Source organism: Micromonospora sp. NPDC003816 (assembly GCF_042874705.1).
Taxonomy (GTDB): domain Bacteria; phylum Actinomycetota; class Actinomycetes; order Mycobacteriales; family Micromonosporaceae; genus Micromonospora.
This window is the reverse complement of sequence record NZ_JBIANP010000001.1, coordinates 511,501-526,205: the sequence shown is the minus strand read 5'-3', so window position 1 is coordinate 526,205 and position 14,705 is coordinate 511,501. Positions and strand designations below refer to the sequence as shown.

14 protein-coding genes are annotated in these 14,705 nt (G+C 72.8%); 9 read left to right on the top strand and 5 right to left on the bottom strand.

Annotated elements, in window-relative coordinates; genetic code table 11:
- The first annotated feature begins 2 nt into the window (after positions 1 to 2).
- Genes ACFYTT_RS02265 through ACFYTT_RS02235 form a run of 7 tightly spaced genes read left to right on the top strand, consistent with a single transcriptional unit; the run spans position 3 to position 6,824 of the window.
- Positions 3 to 1,178 (top strand): acyl-CoA dehydrogenase family protein, encoded by a 1,176-nt coding sequence (locus ACFYTT_RS02265; protein ID WP_131056650.1) that lies wholly within the window; start codon positions 3 to 5, stop codon positions 1,176 to 1,178.
- A complete protein-coding gene (locus ACFYTT_RS02260) occupies positions 1,175 to 2,587 on the top strand; it encodes a 4-hydroxyphenylacetate 3-hydroxylase N-terminal domain-containing protein (RefSeq protein WP_131056652.1) in 1,413 nt (470 codons plus the stop codon). Before ACFYTT_RS02265 ends, ACFYTT_RS02260 begins: the two co-directional genes overlap by 4 nt.
- Positions 2,584 to 3,648: an acyl-CoA dehydrogenase family protein gene (locus tag ACFYTT_RS02255; RefSeq protein ID WP_176093670.1), complete on the top strand. Its 1,065-nt coding sequence runs from the start codon at positions 2,584 to 2,586 to the stop codon at positions 3,646 to 3,648. Before ACFYTT_RS02260 ends, ACFYTT_RS02255 begins: the two co-directional genes overlap by 4 nt.
- Positions 3,649 to 3,695: 47 nt before the next feature.
- Positions 3,696 to 5,090, top strand: coding sequence for an acyclic terpene utilization AtuA family protein (locus ACFYTT_RS02250; RefSeq protein WP_387257245.1), 1,395 nt, complete (start codon positions 3,696 to 3,698; stop codon positions 5,088 to 5,090).
- The gene (locus ACFYTT_RS02245) at positions 5,087 to 5,395 is read left to right on the top strand and encodes a DUF4387 family protein (RefSeq protein WP_131055210.1); all 309 of its coding nucleotides are present in this window, start codon (positions 5,087 to 5,089) and stop codon (positions 5,393 to 5,395) included. Before ACFYTT_RS02250 ends, ACFYTT_RS02245 begins: the two co-directional genes overlap by 4 nt.
- Positions 5,392 to 6,420 (top strand): CaiB/BaiF CoA-transferase family protein, encoded by a 1,029-nt coding sequence (locus ACFYTT_RS02240; protein WP_131055208.1) that lies wholly within the window; start codon positions 5,392 to 5,394, stop codon positions 6,418 to 6,420. The genes ACFYTT_RS02245 and ACFYTT_RS02240 overlap by 4 nt, the downstream gene beginning before the upstream one ends.
- A complete protein-coding gene (locus tag ACFYTT_RS02235) occupies positions 6,417 to 6,824 on the top strand; it encodes a YybH family protein (RefSeq protein WP_387257243.1) in 408 nt (135 codons plus the stop codon). Before ACFYTT_RS02240 ends, ACFYTT_RS02235 begins: the two co-directional genes overlap by 4 nt.
- Here ACFYTT_RS02235 and ACFYTT_RS02230 read toward each other — a convergent pair.
- Positions 6,804 to 7,598, bottom strand: coding sequence for an SDR family NAD(P)-dependent oxidoreductase (locus tag ACFYTT_RS02230; RefSeq protein WP_387257241.1), 795 nt, complete (start codon positions 7,596 to 7,598; stop codon positions 6,804 to 6,806). The two genes, ACFYTT_RS02235 and ACFYTT_RS02230, sit on opposite strands and share 21 nt — an antisense overlap.
- Complete coding sequence (locus ACFYTT_RS02225; protein ID WP_387257238.1) at positions 7,595 to 8,734, bottom strand: thiolase family protein; 1,140 nt, start codon at positions 8,732 to 8,734, stop codon at positions 7,595 to 7,597. Before ACFYTT_RS02225 ends, ACFYTT_RS02230 begins: the two co-directional genes overlap by 4 nt.
- Positions 8,735 to 8,879: 145 nt before the next feature.
- On the opposite strand from ACFYTT_RS02225, the gene ACFYTT_RS02220 reads away from it, so the two are divergent.
- Positions 8,880 to 10,328, top strand: a complete 1,449-nt coding sequence (locus ACFYTT_RS02220; protein WP_387257236.1) for an aldehyde dehydrogenase family protein — start codon at positions 8,880 to 8,882, stop codon at positions 10,326 to 10,328.
- 43 nt (positions 10,329 to 10,371) lie between these two features.
- Here the strand turns inward: ACFYTT_RS02220 and ACFYTT_RS02215 are convergent, their stop codons facing one another.
- Positions 10,372 to 11,148, bottom strand: coding sequence for a hypothetical protein (locus tag ACFYTT_RS02215; RefSeq protein ID WP_387257234.1), 777 nt, complete (start codon positions 11,146 to 11,148; stop codon positions 10,372 to 10,374).
- A gap of 334 nt (positions 11,149 to 11,482) precedes the next feature.
- Between ACFYTT_RS02215 and ACFYTT_RS02210 the strand changes: the two genes are divergently transcribed.
- Entirely contained in the window at positions 11,483 to 12,658 is a 1,176-nt protein-coding gene (locus ACFYTT_RS02210) for a low temperature requirement protein A (RefSeq protein WP_387257232.1), read from the top strand.
- A 28-nt stretch (positions 12,659 to 12,686) separates the two neighbouring features.
- On the opposite strand, the gene ACFYTT_RS02205 is transcribed toward ACFYTT_RS02210, so the two are convergent.
- Both ACFYTT_RS02205 and ACFYTT_RS02200 read right to left on the bottom strand, forming a co-directional pair.
- Positions 12,687 to 13,298 (bottom strand): LUD domain-containing protein, encoded by a 612-nt coding sequence (locus tag ACFYTT_RS02205; RefSeq protein WP_131052292.1) that lies wholly within the window; start codon positions 13,296 to 13,298, stop codon positions 12,687 to 12,689.
- Positions 13,280 to 14,689 carry a lactate utilization protein B gene (locus ACFYTT_RS02200; RefSeq protein WP_387257955.1) on the bottom strand — a complete coding sequence of 470 codons (1,410 nt, stop codon included), beginning with the start codon at positions 14,687 to 14,689 and terminating at the stop codon, positions 13,280 to 13,282. The genes ACFYTT_RS02205 and ACFYTT_RS02200 overlap by 19 nt, the downstream gene beginning before the upstream one ends.
- Between the last annotated feature and the right edge of the window lie 16 nt (positions 14,690 to 14,705).

The following is a 14,705-nucleotide window of genomic DNA, read 5'->3' as shown; positions in this document are numbered from 1 at the left end:
CCATGCCGGACCCGACATTCGACGCGCTGGTCACCGAGATCCACGCGTTCGCCGCCGCCGAAGGGCTGGTCCGTCACGACCCGGAGGCCGTGGTGGACGAGCCCGGCGGCGGTGACAGCGGGCTGGCCGTCTCCTCGGCGTTCCAGCGACGGCTCTTCGACGCCGGCCTCGCCTGGTTCGACGGACCCGTCGAGCACGGCGGCCGGGGCCTGGACCCGGACGTCGCCGCCGCGCTGCGTGACGTCCTGTGCGGGTACGCGCTGCCCGACCAGGCGTACTTCACGGTCAGCCGGCGCATCGTCGCGCCGACGATCCTGGCCCACGGCACCGCGCCGCAGCGGGACCGCTGGGTCCGGGCCCTGTGGCGGGGGGACGCCCTCGCCTGCCAGCTCTTCTCGGAGCCGGAAGCCGGTTCCGACCTCGCCGCGCTTCGCTGCACGGCGGTACGCGACGGTGACGACTGGGTGCTCAACGGCCAGAAGGTGTGGTCCTCGTGGGCACATCTCTCCGACGTCGGCGAGTTGCTCGCCCGCACCGGGGCGCCCGCCGACCGTCACCGGTCCATCACCGCCTTCCTGGTGGAGATGGACCGTCCCGGCATCACCGTCCGGCCGATCCGTCAGATCAACGGCGACAGCCACTTCAACGAGGTCTTCTTCGACGACGTCCGGATCCCCGACAGTGCCCGGCTCGGTGCCGTCGACGACGGTTGGGCCGTCGCGATGTCCACGCTGACCAGCGAGCGCGCGGCGATGGGCAGCCGGGACAAGACGTACCTGAGCCAGCCGTTCCGGCGGCTGCGTGCCCTGGTCGGCGACCGGAACCCACTCGGCGAGGCCGACCGGGAGCTGCTGGCCGAGGCGTGGATCCGCGAGCAGCTCGCCGGGGTCACGGCGGACCGGGTCGCCACCGCGGGGCTCTCGCCGTCGGTGGGCAAACTCGCCCTCGTCGACGACCTCGGCTTCTACGGCCGCGCCGCCGCGCGGCTGCTCGGACCCGACCTGGTCGCCGACGACGGCAGCTCGGGCGGCTCCGCCTGGTCGGACTTCCTGCTCAGCTCACCCGCGCAACGCATCGCCGGCGGCACCGACCAGATCCAGCGCGGCATCGTCGCCGAGCGGGTGCTCGGCCTGCCCCGTGACCGGCACCCTCGAACGAAAGGACCCGCAGCGCCATGATGACCGGGGAACAGTACCGGCAGAGCCTCCGTGACGGCCGTCAGGTCTACCTCGCGGGCCGGCGGATCGAGGACGTCACCGAGGAGCCGCTGCTGCGGCAGAGCATCGCGATGACCGCCGCGAACTACGACGAGTTCTACCGGCCCGGCGACGACGCGTACGGGCCGCTGTTCTTCATCCCGCGCAGCGTGGAGGATCTGCGTTACCAGGAGGTGGAGCAGCTCAAGTGGGCCAATCCCACCCGCACCACGTCGGTGAGCCTGCTGATGCTGATGACCGCCGCCAGCCGGATCCGGTCGCAGTTGCCGGAGTACGCCGACCGGGTGATGGACTACTTCGAGCACGCCAAGAAGGTCGACCTGCGCTGCGTGCAGACGATCACCGACGCCAAGGGCAACCGGGCCCTGTCGCCGATGAAGCAGGACGACCCGGACCTGTACGTCCGGGTGGTCAGCCGGGACTCCGGCGGGGTGGTCATCCGGGGGGCGAAGCTGCACATCACCGGTGCCCCGATCGACCACGACCTCATCGTGATGCCGACCAAGCGGATGAAGCCGGGTGAGGAGGACTGGTCGATCGCCTGCGCGGTGCCGGTCAACTCGCCCGGCGTGAAGATCGTCGCCACCACGTACGCGCCGCGTCCGGACCTGCCGACCGACTACTTCCCCTACAGCGGTCGGCGCAACATGGCCGAGGGGTTCGTCATCTTCGACGACGTCTACGTGCCCAACGAGCGGGTGTTCCTCGACGGCGAGGTGGAGCACTCCGCCACGTTCGCCCACTCGCTCGGGCTGTGGGAACGCATCGGCAGTGTCGCGCACTACGTCGAGATGGCCGACACGCTCGTCGGTATGGCCCAGCTCATCGCCGAGGCCAACGGGTTGCAGCGCATCCCGCACATCCGCCAGAAGATCGCCGAGCTGATCAACTACGCGACGATGGTGCGGGCCGGGCTGGAGGCCGCCGTCAACAACGCCCAGTTCACCGCGGAGGGTTGGGCGTCCCCGGACGAGCTGATGACCAACGCGGCGAAGTACTTCGCCGCGTTGAACTACGCCGAGATGGTGCGCAACCTGCACGACGTGGCCGGCGGCAGCATCCTCACCGCGCCGATGCTCGACGACCTGCGTCACCCGGAGACGGGCGAGTTCGTCGCGAAGTACATGCGCACGATGGAGGGCGTCGACGCCGAGCACCGGATGCGGCTCTTCCACGGCATCCGCGACTTCACCGCCGACACGTTCGGCGGCTGGCAGAGCGTGACCATCCTCCAGGGCGGCGGAGGGTTGCACGCGCAACGCCTCATCGTCGAGAAGCACTACGACATGACGCACGCGAAGCACCTGGCCCGCAAGGTGTGCGGGATCGAGGAGCCGACCGCCGATCCGACGCCGGGAACCGTGTCGTGACCGCTGCGGAGGAGGTGGCCGCGGAGCTGGGCTCCGCGCTGCGGGACTTCCTCGGCGCGTACGCCCACCCCGTCGTGCCGGTGGAGGACGGCGGGCACGTGTGGTCGCGGCTCAGCGGCGAGCTGGGTCTGGCCGGGTTGCTCGTCCCGGAGTCGCGGGGTGGGCTGGGCTTCGGCGCGGCCGAACTGGTCGCCGTCGCGGCGGAGTTGGGCCGCGCGGTCGTCGGCGGCCCGTTCGTGCCGGGTGCGGTCGCGGCGGCGACGGCACTGTCGGCGGTGGACACGGCCCGCTCGGGTGAGCTGCTGGAGGGCATCGCCGCCGGGTCCCCGCTGCCCACGCTGGTGCACGTGCCGTTCGCCTCGGGCCGTCGGGTGGCCGCGTCGACGGCGGCGGACGGCGCGCTTACCCTGACCGGCACGGTCGGGCCGGTGCTGGCCGTCCCGCCGCCCTGCCCGATGCTGGTGCCGGTCGACGTGGCGGGGTCGCCGGTGCTCGCCCTCGTCGCGCCGGACGCACCCGGCGCGACGCTGACCGCCCTGCCGTCGCTGGACCTGAGCCGACCGGCCTGGCGGGCGGGGTTCGACGAGACCCCCGCCACCGTCCTCGCCGACGGTGCCGCCGCCGCCGGGGCGATCCGGCGGGCCGAGATCGCGACCTGCATCGCGCTGGGCGCCGAGTGCGTGGGCGTGGCCGGGCACGCGTTGGAGCTGACCGTCGACCACGCCAGGACCCGCCACCAGTTCGGGCGGCCGATCGGCGCGTTCCAGGCGTTGGCGCACACGCTGGCCGACCTCACCGTCACGGTCGAGGTGGCGCGGTCGGCCGCCGCGTACGTCACGCGGTGCGGCGGGGACGAGCGCAGCGCGCACACGCTCGCGGTCAAGGCGTCCGAGGCCGCCGTGACGGTCACCACCGAGGCCATCCAACTGCACGGCGGGATCGGCTTCACCTGGGAGTACCCCGCCCACGTCCTACTGCGCCGGGCGCACGCCGCCGCGGTGCTCGCCGGAACGCCGGACCAGCACCGGCGCGCACTGTTCGCACTGGTCGACGAGAGGTGAACGATGAGTACTGACGACCGGTCCCGGGTGCGGTTCGTCGCGCCCGGGTGCGGTTCGTCGCGCCCGCCGCCGTGATGGGCGGTGGCTTCTCCACGAAGTCGTTCCGCGCCGCGCTACAGACGAAGCCCGACTTCATCGCCTGCGACGCGGGCAGCACCGACTGGGGTCCGTACTACCTGGGCGCCGCGGCGAGCTGGGCCGGTTACCGGCAGACCCGCCGGGACCTGGAGCGCATGGTGATCGGCGCGCTCGACATCGGGGTGCCACTGCTCATCGGGTCGGCCGGATTCACCGGCAGCGACGCCGGGCTCACCTGGTTCCGTGGGATCGTGACGGACATCCTCGCCGCCCACGGCCGGACCGCCCGGATCGCCACGATCCGCACCGAGCAGCCGAAGGACTGGGTGCTCGGCAAGGTCCGGAGTGGACAGACGTGGGGACTCGACGGCCGCCCCGAGCTGACCGAGGCCGACGTCGAGCGGGCGACGCGGATCGTGGCGATGATGGGCCCCGAGCCCTACGCCGAGGCGCTCGACGCCGGTGCGCAGATCGTGCTGGCCGGCCGCTCCTCGGACGCGGCGATCTATGCGGCCGTCCCGCTGCTGCGCGGCATCGCGCCCGGCCCGGCCTGGCACATGGGCAAGACCGTCGAGTGCGGGTACGCCATCGAGGAGCCGATCGGTGCCGGCGAGTGCATCGTCGGCGAGGTCGACGACGAGGGCTTCACGGTTCGCCCGGTCGGCGGCCGGTCCCGCTGCACCGTCCGGTCGGTGGCCGCGCAGATGCTGTACGAGAACGCGACGCCGTACCTGTTGCGGGAGCCGCCGGGGACGCTGGACACGTCGGCGGCCCGGTACCTCCAGCTCGACGACCAGAGCGTCCGTGTGGTCGGGGCGACGTTCACCCCCGAGCCGTACAGCGTGCGGCTGGAGGGCGTCGAGCAGCTCGGCTACCGCAGCATGTGCCTGTTCGGGGTCCGCGACCCCGCCGTGGTGGCCAACGTCGCCGACTACACCGCCGCGATCACCGACCTCGTGCACCGCACCGCCCGGGACCGGTACGGCCTGGACGAGTCGGCGTACACGTTCGGGTTCCGCCGTTACGGATACGACGCCGTCCTCGGCGCCGCCGAGCCGAACGCGGCCACCGGGTACGCCGGCTGCTACGAGATCGGGTTGGTCGCCGAGGCGGTCGCCGCCGACCAGGAGATCGCGCACGAGATCGTCTCGGGGGCGATGCCGTTCTTCATGCACGGCGTACGGGTGCCCGGCGTCGCCAACTCGGCCAACGGCGCGCTCGCCTACGCCCCGTCGGTCGTCGACGTCGGGCCGGTGTTCACCTGGAGCGTCTGGCACGGCGCGGCACTGGAACACCCGATGGAACCGTTCACCCTGGAGATCACCGATTCGGCCGCCGTGGAGAAGGTGACGGTCAACGCATGAGCGACATCCGATCGGACTGCAGCACGTTCCGCACCCGCAACGCCGGGGCGTTCCTCGTCTCGGTGGACATGGTGTTCCGCACCGAGGAGGCGTACCTGACGTGGCGCGACTCCGGGGCCGTCACCGCCGGGACGGTCGCCGACCTGCTGCACGTCGACCCCGCGACCGTCCAGGTCATCGACTACCCGGCCGCCAACGCCATCAAGGTGACGATGCCCCGCCGGACGGTCGCCGGTGGCCCCGACGACACCGACCTGGACAGCGCGGCGCAGTTCGTGCCACTGCTCGCGCTGCGCCTGCCGTGAGTCGGGGGCCGCTCGCCGGGGTTCGCGTCGTGCTGCTCGCCGGTGCGGGCCCGGCGCCGTTCGCCGGGATGCTCCTGCGGGACCTGGGCGCGGAGGTGATCCGGGTGGACCGCCCGGGTGGCGGCGTCGGCGTCTCCGGGCTGCCGGCGCACCACGACTCCCGGTCGTCGGGGGTACGGGCGGTCACCGTGGACCTGAAGACCGACGAGGGTCGGGAGACGGTACGCCGCCTGGTGGCCACCGCCGACGTGTTCGTCGACCCGTACCGTCCCGGCGTCGCGGAGCGGCTCGGGCTCGGTCCGGCCACGCTGTGTGCCGCGTGTCCGGCGCTCGTCTACGTCCACATGACCGGCTGGGGCCACGAGGGGGCCTGGGCGCAGCGGGCCGGGCACGACATCAACTATCTCGCCGTGGCCGGGGCGCTGCACCCGACCGGTCCGGCCGACCGGCCGCCGCTGCCGCCGTTGAACCTGCTCGCCGATTTCGGCGCGGGTGGCACGTACCTCGTGATGGGGGTGCTCGCGGCGTTGCTGGAGCGGACCCGTACCGGACGGGGTGCGGTGCTGGACGTCGCGATGACCGACGCGGTGGCGTCGCTGACCACGCTGCTGCACGACATGCGGGCGGCCGGACTGTGGTCGGACGAACGGGAGTCCAACATCTTCGACGGTGGCGCACCGTTCTACCGCACGTACCGCACGGCGGACGGCGGGTTCATGGCCGTCGGCGCGATCGAGGCGGCGTTCCACGCGGCGTTCCTCACCGTCCTCGGGATCGACCCGGCCGGCTGGCCGCAGCACGACCGCAGCCGCTGGCCAGACCAGCGGCGGGAACTGGCCCGGATCTTCGCGTCCCGGACCCGGGCCGAGTGGGCGGAGGTCTTCGACGACGTGGACGCCTGCGTGACCCCGGTGCTCACGCCGGGTGAGGCACCCGAGCACCCCGCGCTCGCGTCACGGCGCACGTTCGTCGACTCGGGCGGGCGCCCGGCCCCCGCTCCGGCCCCGCGCAGGGTGGTCCGGTGACTCCCGCCGCGCAGACGCTGCTGCTGGAGGTGTCGGCGTTGCAGGCGGCGTACTGCCGAGGGATCGACGACCGCGACCCCGACCTGCTGCGCGCGGTCGTCACCGACGACGTGGAGGTCGTCGGCGCCGACGGGGTGCGGCGGACGGGGGCGGAGGAGTTCGTCGGGCTGTTCGCCCGGTACTGGACGGCCGCCGCGTCACCGGGCCTGCACCTGGTGTCCAACGTGGAGGTGCTCGGCGACGGCGATCCGGTGGCGGTCCGGTCACTGTTCCACGCGGTGTCGAAGGACGCCGACGGCCAGATCGTGCAGACCTGGGGTCGATACCAGGACCTCGTCACCCGGGCCACGCACGGCGGTCTGGTCCTCGCCGCCAAGCGGATCTCAGTAGTGCACCGCCGCTGACGTCCCGCCGGAGACCGTGAGCACCTGCCCGGTCAGCCCCGAGGACGCCGTGGACGCGAGGAACACCACCACCGCGGCGACCTCGGCGGGCTCGACGAAGCGACGCAGCGACTGGCGGGCGGCCAGACGTCGCAGGTGGTCCTGCGGGTCCGTGCCGGACGGAGCGGCGGCCAGCAGCATCGCCCGGACCTCACCGGTGAGCACCACACCGGGCTGGACGACGTTCGCGGTGATCCCGTCCGGGCCCAGTTCACGGGCCATCGAGTGGGTCAGGTGGACGAGAGCGGCGTTGCGTACCCCGGAGCTCACGTTGTGCCGGGCGATCCGTGCCGCCTCGCCGCCGATGTTGACCACCCGGCCGGAGCCACCGGCCCGCAGGTGTGCCACGGCGGCACGGACGACGCGCAGGTAGCCGACGACCTTCTCCTCGAAGTCGGTCCGCAGCAACGCGTCCGTCGTCGAGAACAGCCCGTCGGGCACTCCACCGGAGACCCGGGCGGCGTTGTTCACCACCACGTCGAGGCCACCGAGCGCGTCTGCCGCGTCGGCCACCGCGCGCCCGCACCCGACCGGGTCGGTGATGTCCGCCGCGTGCACCGACGGTGCCGGCAGGCCGGCGTCGGTGCACGCGGTGACCGCTGCGGCGGCACCGGCGGGATCCCGGCAGAGCACCGCGCAGCGGGCCCCCGCCGCTGTCGCAGCCTCGACGATCGACCGGCCGATCCCCCGGGAACCACCGGTGACGAGCACCCGCCGACCGGCCAGCAAGGTCACTCGGCCAGCTCGACGATCGTGGCGTTGGCCAGGCCGCCCGCCTCGCACATCGCCTGCAGGCCGTACCGGATGCCCTGGTCGCGCATGTGGTGCAGCAGCCGGGTCATCAGGATCGCCCCGGACGCGCCGAGCGGGTGGCCGACCGCGATCGCACCACCGAGCGGGTTGAGCCGCTCCGGTTTCGCGCCGGTCTCGGCGAGCCAGCCGAGCGGTACCGGCGCGAACGCCTCGTTGACCTCGAACGCGCCGATGTCGTCGATGCCGAGGCCCGCTCGGGCGAGCACCTTCTGCGTCGCCGGCCAGGGCGCGCTCAGCATGACGACCGGGTCGTCGCCGACGACCGTACCGCTGTGGAAGCGGGCCATCGGTGTCAGGCCGAGCGCGCGGGCCCGGTCACCGGTCGTCACGAGAAGGGCGGCGGCGCCGTCGGAGATCTGGGACGAGTTGCCCGCGTGGATGACGCCGTCGGGGCGGAACGCGGGTGTGAGACCGGCCAGGGTCTCCACCGTGGAGGTCCGGCGGATACCCTCGTCGGCGGTCAGCCTGGTGTCCGGCAACGTGACGAGTTGGCCGGCGAAGGCGCCCGCGTCGGTCGCCTGCGCGGCGAGCGTGTGCGACCGTACCGAGAACTCGTCGAGAGCGGTGCGGGACAGTCCGTACCGCTCGGCGATCATCTCCGCGCCCTCCCCCTGGCTGAAGGAGTCGCGGGCGTAACGGGCGCGGACCTTGGGGCCGTAGGGCATGCCGGTCGCGCGGGCCGCGCCCAGCGGTACCCGCGACATCATCTCCACGCCGCCGGCGACGACCGTGTCGGCCATGCCGGACAGCACGCTCGCGACCGCGAAGTGCAGGGCCTGCTGGCTGGACCCGCAGGCCCGGTCGATCGTGACGCCCGGCACCGTCTCGGGCCAACCGGCGGCGAGCGCGGACATCCGGCCGACGTTGGTGGACTGGTCACCGAGCTGGTTGACGCACCCGAACATGACGTCGTCGATCTCGGCCGGGTCGACCCCGGTCCGCGTGACGAGTGTGGTGAGCACCTCGGCGGCGAGATCCACCGGGTGCCAGTCGGCGAGGGCTCCGTTGCGCCTGCCGATCGGGGTACGAACGGCGTCGACGATCACCGCATCACGCAAGACTGCTCCTCAGGCCGCAGGGCTCCCTCTCCCCATCCCACCCGGCCGGGCAGAGGTACACAAAGACGAACCGCGTATCGCTCGATAGGCACTACCCATCACCGCGCGACCGCCGACGGTCTCCGGCCGGTCCTATGGTCGCCTGATGGGACAGGGACTGTACGTCGACGGCCGCTGGCGCGCGGCCTCCGACGGTGACACGGCGGACGTGGTGAACCCGGCGACCGAGGCGGTGATCGGCACCACGGCCGTCGGCACGGTGTCCGACGCGGCCGACGCGGTGGCCGCCGCACACCGGGCGTTCCACGACGGTCGCTGGTCCGGACTGCTGGCGGCCGACCGTGCCGCCGCCCTGCGCCGACTGCGGCGGAGGCTGAGCGACCGGATCGACCACCACGTGGCACTGTCGGTCGCCGAGTCGGGTGCGCCGCGGGGCCAGTCGGCGGCGTTCGTGGCCGCCGCGCTGGCGCACCTCGGGTACGCGATCGAGGTCGCGACCGGGGAACACGACCGGATGCTGCCCCCGCCGCCCCGTGCGGCCGGTAGCCCACCCCGGACGACGGCGAGTCTGGTGCGCCGGGTGCCGGTCGGGGTGGTCGCGGCGCTCACCCCGTACAACGCGCCGTTGCTGCTGACCCTGCCGAAGGTCGCGGCAGCCCTGGCGATGGGCAACACGGTGGTGGTGAAGCCGTCGCCGTACACGCCGTTGGAGATCCTCGCCCTGGCCGAGGCCGCCGACGAGGCCGGGATACCGCCCGGTGTGCTGAACGTGGTGACCGGTGGCGCCGACGTCGGCGCGGCGCTGAGCGGTGATCCCCGCGTCGGTCTGGTGACGTTCACCGGCTCGGACACGGTGGGGGCGCAGGTGATGGCCCAGGCCGCCCGCAACGTCACCCGGGTGGTGCTGGAACTCGGCGGCAAGTCGGCGCTCGTGGTCAGGGCCGACGCCGACCTCGCGATGGCGAGCCGGATCGGTGCCGTGAACACGACCACGCTCGCCGGTCAGGGCTGCGCGTTGCTCACCCGTCACCTGGTGCACCGCGCCGTGGTCGCCGACTACGTGGCGGCGCTCGCGGAGCGGCTCTCCGCCGCCGTACCGGGTGACCCCGCCGACGAGCGGACGACCCTGGGCCCGTTGATCAGTGCCGCGCACCGGGACCGGGTGTCCGCAGCGGTCCGCGCGGCGCGGGCCCGGGGCGCCCGGGCGGTCGTCGACGGTGGACCGGTCGGCGTCGACGGCCGTGGCTTCTTCCACGAACCCGTGGTCCTGACCGGTGTCGGCAACGACGACCCCGTCGCCCGGCAGGAGATCTTCGGCCCGGTCGCGGTGGTGATGCCGTTCGACACCGACGAGGAGGCGGTGGCCCTGGCGAACGACTCACCGTACGGGTTGGCCGGTGCGGTGGTGTCCGCCGACCGGGTGGCGGCCGTCGCGGTGGCCGAGCGGCTGCGCGCCGGACGGGTGAGCGTCAACGACGGTGCGACCCCTAACGTGCGGTTGCCGTTCGGCGGTTTCGGGCGCTCCGGGATCGGCCGGGAGTTCGGCCTGGAGGGGGTGCTGGAGTACACGGAGGTCCAGACGTTGCAGTGGTAGCCGATCCCGGGGCCGGGTGGAGCCCCGGGGCCGGCAGGGTGGGTCAGCAGCCGAGGCGGCGGCTGGCCAGGGCGATGTCGTCGATCCAGAGGTCGAACGCACCCGGGGTGGTGCCGCCCTGGTAGAGCTGCCAGCCGATCTTCACGGTGTTGACGTTCGGCAGGATGAACGGCACGTCGTTGCCGCCGTGCTCGGTGGTGGAGGCGGTCAGCTCCGGGTTCGCCACCCCGTCGATCCAGACCGTGACGCGGTTGTCGGTCGGGTCGATCTTCCACTCGAAGCACTGCCAGGTGTCCTCGACCACGGGGGCCGACTCCCGCCAGTTGGTCCAGTCGCCGGTCGGCCCGCCGTCGGCGCCGACGCCCCAGAAGATGCCGGGGACGGTGGGGGCGTACTGGCCGCCGACCGGCCGGACGACTTCGGTGCTGCCGCTGCCGGTGGCCTCCACGAGGGTGAAGTGCGCCCAGTCGGGGGCGGTGGGGAAGGCGTCCACGCGCAGCCGCATCCGGCCGTAGAAGCGGTTGCCCGGTGCGGCGAAGTCGTCGACGCGCAGGAAGGCGCGTCCGTTGTCGACGGTGTGGACGTGCAGCACCTGGTTGCCCCGGTGGGTGCGTTCCACGGCGAGCGTGCCGTTGCGGGTGTCGATGCCCCAGTTCAGGCTGCTGGCACCGCCGCGCGGCAGGCGTTCGAAGTCCTCGCAGAACAGCAGGTGCCGGGTGCAGGAGCCGCGTTGCGAGGCGTTCGCGGCGTCGGACGGGACGCTGCCGGCCGTGACGGCGAGCGTCAGCGCGGCGGTCAACGCGGCGAGAAGTGTGCGCATGCCTGTCCTCCGATGGTCGCCACTGCGGCGGTCCGCCGCCGGGCACCCGGCGTCCGACCTCCGGTGCGTCACGGGTGCCCAGGCGGGACGGTGGGACACGGGCCCGTCGACCGCCTGTGGAAGCGTTCCCATATATAGCAGACGGTGGATGTCTGCGCTGACCGTGCCCGGCCTTTTGGGCCCGGTCGGCGCGAGTCGGCACGGTTCGCGCGAGGAGGAGGCGCGTACTCGACGGACCGCGCACCTGACAGCCGGGACATTCATACGATATAGCCCATATGGAGACGCAAGGGGAATCCGCGGTGACGGTGCCGGCCGACGGCCGGATACCGCGATGACCTCTGTCAACAGCCTGCTCCGCAGTGCCGCCGCCCCGCGCCGGGCCACCTTCCTGGAGCTCTTCTTCGACCTCGTCTTCGTCGTCGCGCTCGCGCTGCTGTCCGAGACCCTGGTGACCGAGTTGACCTGGCGCGGCGTCGCCGAGACCGTCGTCGTGCTGCTCGCCGTCTGGTGGGTGTGGGTGCTGACCACACTGGTCACCGACCTCTACAACCCGGACAGCTGGGTCATCCAGGTGGTGACGGTCGGCGTCATGTTCGGCGCGCTGATGATGGCCGCCGCGCTGCCGTCCGCGTTCGGCGACCGCGCGGGCATCTTCGCCGGGGCGTACGTGGCCAGCCACCTCGGTCGAGGATTCCTCTTCTTTTTGACGTTGCACGAGCCGGTCCCGCGCCGACGGGCGGTGCGGATCTGGGCGTGGTTCGGGATCTCCTCGGTCGGGTGGATCGCCGGTGCCTTCGCCGACAGTGACGTACGCCTGTGGTGGTGGGGTGGGGCGGCGGCCGTCGACTACCTGGCCTTCGCGTTCGGTTACCCGTTCCCCGGTCGACGACGGATCGGCACGGCCCAGTTCAACCCGATCGCCGAACACACGGCCGAGCGGTACCACCAGTTCTTCATCATCGCCCTGGGCGACATCATCCTGGTCGCCGGCCTGACGTACAGCGCGTACCCGGTCACCGCCGACCGGACCGCGGCGATCGTGGTGGCCTTCGCCAGCGCCACGCTGCTGTTCCGGATCTACGTACACCGGGCCGCGGCGCAGTTGACCCAGGCCATCGAGAAGGCCCGGGAACCCGGCCGGTTCGCACGGTCCGCGCCCTACACCCACCTGCTGATGATCGGCGGGGTGGTGACCGCCGCCGCCAGCGCGAAGCTGATCATCACCGAGCCGGCCGGGACGGTCGGGCCGGAAGTGCTCGCCGTCGTCGTCGGCGGACCGGCGGTCTTCCTCCTCGGTCGGACCCGCTTCGAGTACGAGGTCTTCGGCCGGGTGGCCTGGCCGTTGCTGGCCGGTATCGCGCTCCTCGGCGTGCTCGCCCCGGTCGCGTCGGCACTCACCCCGCTGCTGGCGGTGGTCTGCGCCAACCTGGTCCTGTTGGCGATCGTCCTGTTCGATGTCGCACTCGGCGGACGCCGCAACCCCGTACCGGCCGCGCCACCGCTGTGACCCGCCGCGACAGCGGCCGGGCCACGCCTCAGGGCAGCAGGATGACGTGCAGCGTCCGGGGGCCGTGCACGCCCTCGACCCGGTGGAGTTCGATGTCGCTGGTGGCCGAGGGTCCGCTGATCCAGGTCAGTGGGCGGTGCGGGGTGAGGCGGGCGAGCGCCGCCGGCACCCCGGCGACCACCTGGGCGGCGCGGACGACGCAGATGTGCAGGTCCGGCAGGAGGCTGAGGACACGTCGTCCCTGGTCGGGTGAGCCGTCGAGGACGACGGTGCCGGTCTCGGCGACGGCGACGGCAGCGGCGGTGACGACACCGTCCGCGGCGGCGATCCGGGCGTTGTCGAGCCCGTCGTCGGGCAGCACGGTCACCGTCGCGGGCAGCCAGGCCGACGGCAGCCCCGGTGGGACGACCACCGTCGCGGAGGCCGGCAGGAGGTCGGCGATCGTCTCGGCGACCGTCGTCTCGGGCACGCGGTGCACCCGGGCCCGGTAGTCGGTCAGCCGGTCCACCAGCAGGTCCAGGTCGACTGCACCCTCCCGCCGGTAGTCGCGCGGCACCGGGATGCCGGCTCCGCTCTCGCCGATCGCGGCGCGCAGCCGACCGAGGACGACGTCCCGGCCGCTCACCGCTTCGACCACCATTCGCGGAAGGACTCGGCGGGCGGCTCGGGCAGGTCACGGCTGGCGGTCCAGCCGTCCAGGGGCGGCGGCAGGCCCCGCCCGCGCCGACCGAGCAGCCGGCCCGACCGGGCGGCGCGCTGGGCGGCCGCGTACAGGGCGGGATGGTCCATGGTGTACGCGGCGGCGGCCATCGCCGTCGCCTCGGCGCGCGGGTGGGGTGCCTGGTCGCGGAGGTGCACCAGCAGATCCGGGATGTTGATCTTCACAGGACAGGCGTCGTAGCAGGCGCCGCAGAGCGACGACGCGTACGGCAGGGAGGCGTTGTCGGCGATCCCGGTCAGTTGCGGGGAGAGCACCGCCCCGATCGGACCCGGGTACACCGAGCCGTAGGCGTGCCCGCCGGTGCGTTCGTACACCGGGCAGACGTTCAGGCAGGCCGAGCAGCGGATGCAGTGCAACGCCTGCCGGCCCACCTCGTCGGCGAGGACGGCGCTGCGCCCGTTGTCGAGCAGCACCAGGTGGAACGCCTGCGGGCCGTCGCCCGGGGTCACGCCCGTCCACATCGAGGTGTAGGGGTTCATCCGCTCGCCGGTCGAGGCCCGGGGCAACAGTTGCAGGAACACCTCCAGGTCGCGCCAGGTCGGCACCACCTTCTCCACACCCATCACGGTGATCAGCGTCTCCGGCAGGGTCAGACACATCCGCCCGTTGCCCTCGGACTCGACCACGGCCAGAGTCCCGGTCTCGGCCACCGCGAAGTTCGCCCCGGACACCGCCACCGGCGTGGTGAGGAACGTCTGCCGCAGGTAGCGTCGGGCCGCCGCCGCCAGGACCACCGGTTCGTCGGTCAGGGCCGGGTCCACCCCGGGCATGGCACGCAGGAAGATCTCCCGGATCTCGGCCCGGTTGCGGTGGATCGCCGGCACCAGGATGTGGCTGGGTCGGTCGTCGCCGAGTTGCACGATCAGCTCGGCCAGGTCGGTCTCCACCGGGGTGATCCCGGCGGACTCCAGGGCCTCGTTGAGGCCGATCTCCTGGGTCGCCATCGACTTGACCTTGATCACCCGGTCGCTGCCGGTGGCCGCGACCAGCTCGGTGACGATGCTGTTCGCCTCGGTCGCGTCGGCGGCCCAGTGCACCACTCCCCCGGCCGCCGTGACCCGTGCCTCCACCTGCTCCAGCAACTCCGGCAGCCGCGCCAACACGTCGGCCTTGATCGCCGAACCGGCCGCCCGCAACTGTTCCCAGTCCGGCACCTCGGCGATCACCGCAGCGGACTTCGCGCGGATCGTCGCCGTGGCGTGTCGGAGGTTGCGGCGCAGTTGCGGGTCGGCCAGGGCCCTCCGCGCGCCGTCCGGGAAGGGTTCCGCACCCCGCAACTGCCCCACACCCTGCGGTGCCGTCGCCGGCATGCCGAGAAAGGTCCGG

Coding starts and splice junctions, on each gene's coding strand:
- ACFYTT_RS02265 (WP_131056650.1), top strand. CDS start 3: ATGCCGGACCCGACATTCGACGCGCTGGTCACCGAGATCCACGCGTTC.
- ACFYTT_RS02260 (WP_131056652.1), top strand. CDS start 1,175: ATGATGACCGGGGAACAGTACCGGCAGAGCCTCCGTGACGGCCGTCAG.
- ACFYTT_RS02245 (WP_131055210.1), top strand. CDS start 5,087: ATGAGCGACATCCGATCGGACTGCAGCACGTTCCGCACCCGCAACGCC.
- ACFYTT_RS02220 (WP_387257236.1), top strand. CDS start 8,880: ATGGGACAGGGACTGTACGTCGACGGCCGCTGGCGCGCGGCCTCCGAC.
- ACFYTT_RS02215 (WP_387257234.1), bottom strand. CDS start 11,148: ATGCGCACACTTCTCGCCGCGTTGACCGCCGCGCTGACGCTCGCCGTC.
- ACFYTT_RS02210 (WP_387257232.1), top strand. CDS start 11,483: ATGACCTCTGTCAACAGCCTGCTCCGCAGTGCCGCCGCCCCGCGCCGG.
- ACFYTT_RS02205 (WP_131052292.1), bottom strand. CDS start 13,298: ATGGTGGTCGAAGCGGTGAGCGGCCGGGACGTCGTCCTCGGTCGGCTG.
- ACFYTT_RS02200 (WP_387257955.1), bottom strand. CDS start 14,689: ATGCCGGCGACGGCACCGCAGGGTGTGGGGCAGTTGCGGGGTGCGGAA.